The 9,703-nt window shown below is 32.3% G+C and carries 8 protein-coding genes; 6 read left to right on the forward strand and 2 right to left on the reverse strand.

All coding sequences use genetic code 11. The annotated features are described in order from the left end of the window. Positions 1 to 31 precede the first annotated feature (31 nt). Positions 32 to 3,322, reverse strand: a complete 3,291-nt coding sequence (gene ccsA / locus B3M86_RS06420) for a cytochrome c biogenesis protein (protein WP_125349100.1) — start codon at positions 3,320 to 3,322, stop codon at positions 32 to 34. A 270-nt stretch (positions 3,323 to 3,592) separates the two neighbouring features. Between ccsA and B3M86_RS06425 the strand changes: the two genes are divergently transcribed. From B3M86_RS06425 to B3M86_RS06440, 4 genes are read left to right on the forward strand one after another with little or no spacing between them, the layout of a single operon-like run. Continuing rightward, on the forward strand, positions 3,593 to 4,021 hold the full coding sequence (locus B3M86_RS06425) for a CC0125/CC1285 family lipoprotein (protein ID WP_180906237.1): 429 nt from the start codon (positions 3,593 to 3,595) through the stop codon (positions 4,019 to 4,021). A 17-nt stretch (positions 4,022 to 4,038) separates the two neighbouring features. Then, on the forward strand, positions 4,039 to 5,373 hold the full coding sequence (locus B3M86_RS06430; RefSeq protein WP_306459994.1) for a Y-family DNA polymerase: 1,335 nt from the start codon (positions 4,039 to 4,041) through the stop codon (positions 5,371 to 5,373). Between the two features lie 12 nt (positions 5,374 to 5,385). Further along, positions 5,386 to 5,844: a LexA family protein gene (locus tag B3M86_RS06435; RefSeq protein ID WP_115001214.1), complete on the forward strand. Its 459-nt coding sequence runs from the start codon at positions 5,386 to 5,388 to the stop codon at positions 5,842 to 5,844. 56 nt (positions 5,845 to 5,900) lie between these two features. Continuing rightward, positions 5,901 to 6,362 carry a hypothetical protein gene (locus tag B3M86_RS06440; protein WP_291076231.1) on the forward strand — a complete coding sequence of 154 codons (462 nt, stop codon included), beginning with the start codon at positions 5,901 to 5,903 and terminating at the stop codon, positions 6,360 to 6,362. A 32-nt stretch (positions 6,363 to 6,394) separates the two neighbouring features. Here B3M86_RS06440 and B3M86_RS06445 read toward each other — a convergent pair whose 3' ends face one another. Continuing rightward, complete coding sequence (locus B3M86_RS06445) at positions 6,395 to 7,783, reverse strand: hypothetical protein (protein WP_257468169.1); 1,389 nt, start codon at positions 7,781 to 7,783, stop codon at positions 6,395 to 6,397. 294 nt (positions 7,784 to 8,077) lie between these two features. Between B3M86_RS06445 and B3M86_RS06450 the strand changes: the two genes are divergently transcribed. Then, complete coding sequence (locus B3M86_RS06450) at positions 8,078 to 8,326, forward strand: type B 50S ribosomal protein L31 (RefSeq protein WP_038335685.1); 249 nt, start codon at positions 8,078 to 8,080, stop codon at positions 8,324 to 8,326. A gap of 132 nt (positions 8,327 to 8,458) precedes the next feature. Further along, entirely contained in the window at positions 8,459 to 9,631 is a 1,173-nt protein-coding gene (locus B3M86_RS06455) for a proline dehydrogenase family protein (protein WP_115001213.1), read from the forward strand. The last annotated feature ends 72 nt before the right edge of the window (positions 9,632 to 9,703 follow it).

Genomic DNA, 9,703 nt, shown 5'->3' on the forward strand with positions numbered 1-9,703 from the left:
ATTTTTTCAGGACGTTACATATTTAAAGAAATTAATTTTTTGATTTTACGTGGTAAACTTTGTTTTGGAAATACCAAGCTGCAATAGATAAAACTAACATTGCGACTGCTGTTGCAGGAACCCAGAATGGAATTGGAATTGGATCTCCGGCTGCGTATGAGTGTAATCCAGATAAGTAATAGTTAACGCCAAAATACGTCATAATTACTGTCCAAACAGCCCACATTGCTGCAACATTGAAGGCAAATTTCCCTCTCAATCCTGGAACTAAACGCATATGTAAAACAACTGCATAAACAATTACAGAAACGAAAGCCCAAGTTTCTTTTGGATCCCAAGACCAGTAACGTCCCCAAGATTCGTTTGCCCACATACCTCCTAAGAATGTACCAACGGTAAGTAAGAAAATACCAATTGTTAATGACATTTCAGAAACGTAAGTCATTTCTTTTAGCGAAATTTCAATCTTTTTATTTGGTTTAATCATCATGATAATTAATGAGAAAACTCCTAAAATAGCACTTAATCCAAAGAAACCATAAGATGAAACGATAATCGCAACGTGTACAATTAACCAATATGATTTTAGTACAGGAACAAGTGGTGTAATTTGTGGATCTAACATAGAACCTCCGTGTGCAAATCCCATCATAATTACAGCAACCATAGCTCCTGTTGTTGGAATAAATGCGTTTCGGTTTTTGTATAATAACAATCCAGCTAAAACACTAATCCATGAAATAAATACAATGGCTTCGTAACCATTAGACCAAGGTGCGTGTCCAGTTAAATACCAACGAACACCAAGTCCTGCGGCTTGTACGATAAAGACAATAAATATTAATCCCAAACAAACATTGATAATTCGATGAAGTGCTTTGCTTTCTGAAAATAACTGAATGAAGGATAAAATCATTAAAACTCCACCAACCATACAATAAGCAATCATCACCCAAAAGAAAACGTTGTATTTGTTGTATAACACTTCTATCTCAACTTTTGTTGGAGAAGGCACAACATTTTTACCCCATTTTTGTTGGTATTTATCGATATAATCTACCGCATTATCTGCAGGCGTCCAATTACCATTTTCTAATCCTTTCGAAACCATGTTAAAATAAACACTAATCATTCCAAGTGCCATTGTATCGATTTCTACAGGATTTTCTTGTGTTTGATAAATCCAAGAAGTCCAACGCTCTGAAGGATCATTCTGAACTGGAATTATTTTTAATTGATATCCTTTTGCAGTTTGATCTAAAATATTGAAACGCTCTGTAACCTTAATTACTTCCTCATCAAATTTAGAACGCTCTGAAGGTTTTCTTGAGAATGCCTCGTTATAGGCTTTATCTAATTTAAAACGAGTCGTTTTTGGATCGATCAAATTCATTAAAGATGTGTAACCATCTTCGTTTGCGCTTGTAATTTTCTTTAAACGATCTCCTCCTTTATCTCCAACTTCAATCATCGGAGCATTTACCCAATAAGCAGGGTCTAATTGCAAAGAAATAAACCATTTATTGGCAGATAATCCGTGGAATTTATCTTTTTTATAAACTTTTCTAAGGATTTCTAAAGCTTGTGTATTAAGAGGTTTTATACGTCCTTCGATATCTTGTGTAAGTAAATGACCAAATTTATCAGCGTGTTCGTCAGGAATTTTTACATTCTTCGCTAATTCATCTCCATCAGCCATTTTTGTAGAAAAACTACCAATGTGCTCTGATGAATGAACGTTCCCTTTTTCCGAATCAGTCTGAATTTTTTGATGTCCATTTTTTCCTCCATCAGTAGTACTTGGATTTTGAGCAAATGCTAATCCAGAAAGTAAAAATAATGGAAGTAAAATATTTACTTTTTTGGTATGTAAACTTTTTAATAGAGAGTTTAATTGCGTAAAACGAGTTCCTTTCCAGAATAATGAAACAAACATTCCTCCAAATAATAAGAAGTATCCTAAATAGGTAATGTTAGTCCCCCACCAGTCTTGGTTAACTTGTAAAATAGTTCCGTCTTCCGTTGGAAAATAACTCGATTGGAAGAAACGGTAACCTTTATAATCCATTACATTGTTCATATAAATGTGATGTTTTGTTTCTTTTCCCTCGTCGATAACTGTAATGTTAGATTCGAAAGAAGAAGGATTTGTAGAACCAGGATAACGATCTAAAATAAAGTCATCTAAACGAATGCTAAATGGAACTTTTACTAATTTAGAACCGTAACCTAACGAAATATTCATTCCGTCAATTTGTACATCAGCAGAATAATTTGTGACACCCTTTCCACCAACAATTGTCACTGTATCGCGTTTATCACCAACAATAACTTCGGCTCTAATTGCACCAGGTAGATTCTTTTCTTCTGCTTTAAATTTAGAACCTTGTCTATATAAAACTTCACCTTTGAAAGCCGGATTTGGAACTACAAATTGCGCTCCGTTGATTGTATATAACGAACGTAGTTTTAATGGAGCAGGAACATTAAATTCAACTTTTCCAGCACCTTCTTGCAATTTTTGCATGTCTGTAATTTGTCCAACTTGTTGTCCAGCCATTTGTACATATTCTCCTTCGAAAGGCGATTTGATAACCAAATTTTCTCCTTCTCCAGTAATTTGTACCGCACCATCTTGCGGTCTATTGTACGAAACTAAAGTTCCATTAACACTTTTTATTTCACCATTTCTGATGAAAACAGAATTACGTCCAGCTTGTCCAACTGTCACGATTTCTAAAACATTAATTCCTTCTTTTTTTCTTACAACCGTATCTAAAGCGTGAGGTACGTAATCAAAAGTTTTTAATTTAATGACTTTATCTTTGAACTGATATTCACCTTCAAAGTGTCTACGGAACAAAGAACTTGTACTATCTTTTCTGTCAAAATACGTCATATTGTATTGATGATTGTCATACGCCAAACGTTGTGTACCATCATCAACCATCATCTTGAAATAAGATTTGTACGATGTAATTTCGTTACTTGTTCCTCCTTCTGGAATAGGCATTTCACCCTCGAAACTGATGTAACGAGTAATTCCTCCTCCAATAAAAATAAACAAAAATGCTAAGTGGAAAACCAATAAAGGCAATTTTTCCTTTGACCATAATCGGTATCGTTTGATATTCATTAAGAACAAAACGATCAACCAAATCATTAATACCTCAAACCACTTTGCCTCGTAAATAACAGCTTTTGCAGTAGCCGTATCGTAGTCATTTTCAATGAAAGTGGCATAACCCATGGCGATTGCGTAGATGAATAGCAAGACCGTCATGGTTCTGGTAGAAAATAGATATTTTTCTAATTTACTCATTACTTATAATTGATTTACAAAAATAGGTGAGTTTATCAGATAAAGCATTAAAACTTAAATGATTTTTATTAGAATCAATGAGTTAATAGAATGTTAAATATGTTGTGCCAAAATTGATTTTAAATGTTTAAAAAACACACTGTTAATCAGAAATGTTTATAACAAAGTATTTTATTCAAAAATAATTTGTTAAGAAAATATTTAGAAATATCAAAAACATATCTTAAAAGGAACAATTTTTGTTAAAGCTCAATAACCAATTATAATGATATGAAAAAATTAACTCAAATTTTATGTGCTGGAGCTTTCATTTTTGCTTTAGCAAGTTGTCATAACAGCAAGGCTGTTGCATACCAAAAAGATAATGGTACAGGCGGTTATACCGAAGAAAAGGTGAACAATGATACCTATATTGTTAGTTTTGATGGAAACGAATACAATAAAAAAGACAAAACGTTTGACTATGCTTTGTTGAGAGCAGCAGAAATTGGTCAGCGTAATAATTTTGATTATTTTGCAATTTTAAGTACGGTGAACGATAAAGTTTTGGAAAAAAGTAACAGCTATACAAAGTTAGATAATAATGATACGTGGCTGAAAGTACAATATTTCAAAAACAGTAAACCGATAAAATTTCAAACGGTTTATGAACCAGCTGTTGTAATAAAAGATTTGCATAAAAAATATAAAATTAAATAAGAATACAAACCACTCATTTGAGTGGTTTTTTATTTTTGAATAATTTAACATTTTCGATGACACAATGTGGCGTTTTAACTTCTCAACTTTGTATTATGTTCGCATTGATAGATTGTAATAATTTTTACGCCAGTTGCCATCGTGTTTTTCAACCGAAGCTTCTTCATCAGCCAATTGTAGTATTGTCTAATAATGATGGTTGTGTAATTTCGCGTTCTGCCGAAGCAAAGTTAGCTGGAATTCCAATGGGTGCGCCTGCGCATCAATTTCAACGTATTTTTGAACAGAAAAAAATCAAAGTTTTTTCGTCAAATTATCAATTATATGCGGATATGAGCAATCGTGTAATGTCGATTTTATCGTTGTATTCGCCTGATCAGGAAATTTATTCGATAGACGAATGTTTCTTAAAATTGAATGGATTTGATCGTTTTGATTTGAAAAATTACGGATTAGAAATCAAATCTAAAATATATCAATTTACAAAATTGCCAGTTTGTGTAGGAATTGCTCCAACAAAATCCTTGGCGAAATTAGCGAATCATATTGCGAAAAAATTTCCAGAAGTTCATCAAGGGGTTTATATTATTCAGACTCAAGAACAAATCCATAAAGCGTTAAAATGGTTAAATATTGAAGATGTTTGGGGAATTGGTCGACGAATGTCGCGACGTTTGAGAATGATCGGTGTCAATAAAGCGTTGGATTTTGTACAATTAAAAGATGATTTTCTTCGGAAAGAATTTTCGATAGTAGGTTTGCGTTTGAAAAAAGATTTGTTAGGTGAAGCGGTGTTAGATTTAGAAGCGATTTCGGCAAAGAAAAGTATTGCAACGACGCGTAGTTTTGAAGAATATACCAACGATTTTGAATATGTAAAAGAGCGTGTTGCTACTTTTGCGGTTTCGTGTGCAGAGAAACTTCGGAAACAGAATTCTTCTTGCAATTTGGTTACAGTTTTTATTCAGACCAATAATTTTGATAGAAATAAACCACAATATTACCGTACAATTTCGGTCCATTTACCTTACGAATCGAATTCAAGTATAACGTTGTCCAAATTTGCAATTAAAGCGTTTGAGCAAATTTATAAAGATGGTTATGAGTACAAAAAGGCTGGAGTAGTGGTGTCTGGAATTGTTTCGTCAGATCAAAAACAATTATCGCTTTTTGAAGAAGAAAATCCAAATCACCCAGATTTGATGAAAGTCATCGATTTGTTGAACAAAAAATTTGGTGCGGCAAAAATAAAATTAGCTTCGCAAGATTTGAATAAAACGTGGAAAATGCGTCAAAATAATTTATCACCTTGTTATACAACCAAGTGGAAAGATTTGTTGGTGGTGTATTAAACGATAGAAAAAATGAATGGAGAGATAAAAATGTTAGACAAAGAACTCAACCTTTTTGTTATAAATACAGATGGTGAGAAAAAATATATTCCGAATTTTGGTCATGTAAATGCTGGATTTCCTTCACCTGCAGAAGATTTTGTGGACGATAGAATAAGTTTGGACGAACGTTATTTAACGCATCCCGAATCTACTTTTTTGATTGTCGTTGGTGGAGATTCGATGTATCCTGTTTATCAAAAAAATGATATTTTGGTGATTCGGACAGATCTTATTCCGTTGCATCACGATGATATTATTGTTTCTGTTAATAATGAAGATTATACGTTGAAACGCTTTGATAAAATAAACAATAAACTGATTGCGATAAATCTAAATTACAAAGATTGTGTTCAAATACACGAAAATGATGAGGTGGTTATTTTAGGAGTTGTTGGTGTTTTGGTACGAGAAATAACGAATAGAATTTAAATCTTTGTTGTAACTTTTTTATAAAACATGCATCTTAATAGTAAAGATATGATGTTATGAGAAAATTTATTTTATTGTGTTTTGCAGTGATGTTGGTGCAATCTTGTATTACAATTTCAACTGTTTCGAATGTGTCAACGAATGCGTCAAGATATTTGAGTATTGATGGAATTTATAAAACAGAAGGAACAACATATTCAGCAACAAAAGTGATTAGACGAAATAATAATCAAATCGTTTTGGACTTTACACAAATGCAAGGAGAAGTTTATTATTTCTTGAAAACAAATCAAGATATAGAACTTGAATTAGATTATGAAGTGAAACAAAAAAATGGTTTAATGGATTTTTCGATTGTAGATTATATAGGAAAAGAATTAACTCAAATAGGTAGTGCTTCGAAAGGAAAAATGAATAAAAAAGAATCTATTCATTTAGAATCTTATAAAAGTTATAGAATCAATTTTAAAGGAGATGATTTTAAAGGAAAAGTATCTGTTCAGTTAAATAATAAATAAATAAGGTCGAGTTTTACTCGACCTTATTTATTTTATTGAAATGCTCCAATTGTAGGAGTTGTTCCTCGAGGTTGTCCGTTATAATCTAACGGATATTGTTGCGCAAAAGATATTTTTCCTTTCCCTTTAGCAGGTGATTCATTTTTCACAGCTAATTTATTTGCGAAATAATTTGTATTCTCAAACATCGGATCTAACGTAATACTTGCCAAGAAATTTGGCGCAGTTGTCACATTTAATACTGAAGTATCCGCATTGTGAATAACATTGGTGTCAAATAAATAATTGAAAGCCGCACCATCTTTTTTATCCAATAAAATAGCATTTGGCGTGCGTTCATTATATATAATACAATTTCCGAACGTTGCTTTTGTCAAAGCCGAAACATTTTTATCATTGTTTTCGTTACTCAAGAAAAGCGAATAAGCTGGACCAGCACTTGTCGCAAAATTGTAATAATTGGCAAAAGTAGAATGATAAAATTCGTACGAACCACCATATTCTATTGCTAAAGTTGCCAAATTACTATTATTCATCACCAAGTTGTAACCTGTAATTGTAGCGTTTGTTGCTAAAATTCCATACGATTGATTATTAACAATTTTAGCATTACTAATATCTAATTTCGAATTATTTACGTGTAAACCAGTATCTGCACCAATAATTTTTGCATAATTGATTTTTGATGTACTATTTGGAGCTAGTTCGATTTTGTTCCATTGATCAGGAATCGAATCGTATTTATTATCATGACGAGCTGAACGAAATTTCACTTCTTCATTCAAAGCTCCATTTACAGTAAGTTTTGCATTGTTTCCAACTGTTAAACTTGCTCCTTTTTTGAAATAAACTTTTGCACCTTTATCAATTGTTAAATCACTTGTAATAGTTAAATTTCCGTCAATTACTTGGGCTTCGTCCATATTCCAATTTGCAGAAGAAATTGTAGCATCTTTTGTATGAATTTTAGCTTTTTCTATCCAAGAAAGTAACTTGATTTTTTTAGAAGAATTGGTTGTTTTAAAGTTAATTTCGTCATCGTAAAGCGGATTAAGAGGCGCTTCTTGAGCATTTACTTCAACAAAAATAAATAAACTATCCTTTTTGCGAATCGGCACATTTTCGAAACTTGTTCCTGCTTTTCCGTCTACATTTATATTGAAAAATGAATTATTTCCACGTGTCAAATATATTTTTGGAATCACGCGATCATCATTCTCAGGATTATAAATTTTAAGCAGATAGGTTTCAGATTTAGAGAAATTATATACGGTATCTACGGAAACGGTATCTTTGCTAAAGCGCAATTCAGAACTAATTGGATCATAGTCAAAATCATCGCGACAAGATTGAAAACCAATCAAAGAAGCAATACCAAGTCCGGCGATTAATGTTTTTACGTTCATAAAATTATGATTCATTATATAAGTTTAAACAGCAAATAATAGGTTTTATTGTAGATGGACAAAGATAAAAAATAGATTTTTATGAATAGATTCACCAAAAATATTTGTACGAATTACTAAAATGTTTATATTTGCACCACGAAAAATGTGTACAAGAAGTGCAGGTTTAATTTTAAGAAGCCCATTACACTCGAAATTAAATTTGCTTAATGTATTGTTTTAAATGTTTTTTCAATAAAATTGATTGTAACATTCTGTAAATAATATTATCTTTGCACTCCAATAAAGTTAACAAAGAAGATTAAAAAAATGAAAAAAGATATCCACCCAACAAATTACCGTTTGGTAGCATTCAAAGATATGTCTAACGAAGATGTGTTCATCACAAAATCTTGTGCTGATACTAAAGATACATTAGTTGTTGACGGAGTAGAGTACCCATTAATCAAAATGGAGATTTCTTCTACATCTCACCCATTTTACACAGGTAAAACTAAATTGGTTGATACTGCAGGACGTATCGACAAATTCAGAAGCAAATACGCTAAAAAAGGATAAGAATAGGCAACTATTTGCAATCTTTAAAATATATCAAAAACCTACAAGAATTTCTTGTAGGTTTTTTTAGTTTAATCAGGTTTTAATTATAAATTTGTAACGTTATATTAACACAAAAAATAGTTAACTCACATGTCTTTATTCGACAATACACAGTTTGCTTTCGAATCGAAATCAGATAAAGATTTAAAGAAAGCGTATTACTTATACAAGTTAATCGGAAGCCCCGCATTGACAAGTTTTGGAACTAAGTTTTTTAATTTACCATTTGCGGTAGATATCCCATTCGTAAAACCTGTAATTCGTGAAACAATCTACAAACAATTTGTAGGAGGAGAAACGGCAGAACAAGGTGTGGTTGTCGCAAATGAATTATTTAAATATCACGTAAGTTCTATTTTAGATTATTCTATCGAAGGATTAACAGAAGAAAAACAATTTGACGAAGTTCGTGACGTTATGTTACACTTGGTTGATTTAGCAAAATCTAATCAATCAATTCCATTTGTAGTATTTAAACCAACTGCATTTGGTCGAATCGAATTATTTGAAAAAGTAGGGAAGAAACAAACGTTAACTGCAGAAGAAGAAAAATCTTGGGCTAATATTCGTCAACGTTTCGAGGCAGTATGTCAAAAAGGATATGATTTGGATGTTAATATCATGGTAGATGCAGAAGAAACTTGGATGCAAGGTTCTGCAGATGATTTGACTGACGAAATGATGGTGAAATATAACACAAAACGTGCATTAGTTTGGAATACGTTGCAAATGTATCGTCATGATCGTTTGGCTTATTTGAAAGAAATGCATGCAAAAGCAGAGCGCGAAGGATATTTCTTAGGATTCAAAATTGTGCGTGGAGCATATATGGAGAAAGAGCGTGCACGTGCGCAAGCCGAAGGTTATCCATCTCCAATTCAACCAAACAAAGAAGCTTCGGATAGAGATTATAATCTAGCGTTAGAATTTATTGCTTCTCATCACGAGCGTTTTGGTTTATTCGCAGGTTCGCACAACGAAGAAAGTTGCGAATTGTTAATCAAATTGATGAACGAAAACGGAATTGAGAAAAATAATCCAAATTTCTGGTTTGGACAATTATTTGGAATGAGTGATAATATTTCATTCAACTTGGCGCATTTAGGATACAATATTGCAAAATATTTACCTTACGGGCCAATCAAAGAAGTAATGCCTTACTTGGTTCGTCGAGCACAAGAAAACACTTCTGTTGCAGGACAAACAGGACGCGAATTGATGCTGATTGAAAAAGAATTAGAGCGTCGTAAAAAATCGAAATAATCGTATTTTATATAAAGCAAAAATCCACTCAATTTGAGTGGATTTTTTGATTAATTAGTCTCTCCTTAAACT

It is taken from the genome of Empedobacter sp. UBA6305, from assembly GCF_002440405.1.
In the GTDB taxonomy this organism is placed as follows: Bacteria; Bacteroidota; Bacteroidia; order Flavobacteriales; family Weeksellaceae; genus Empedobacter; species Empedobacter falsenii_B.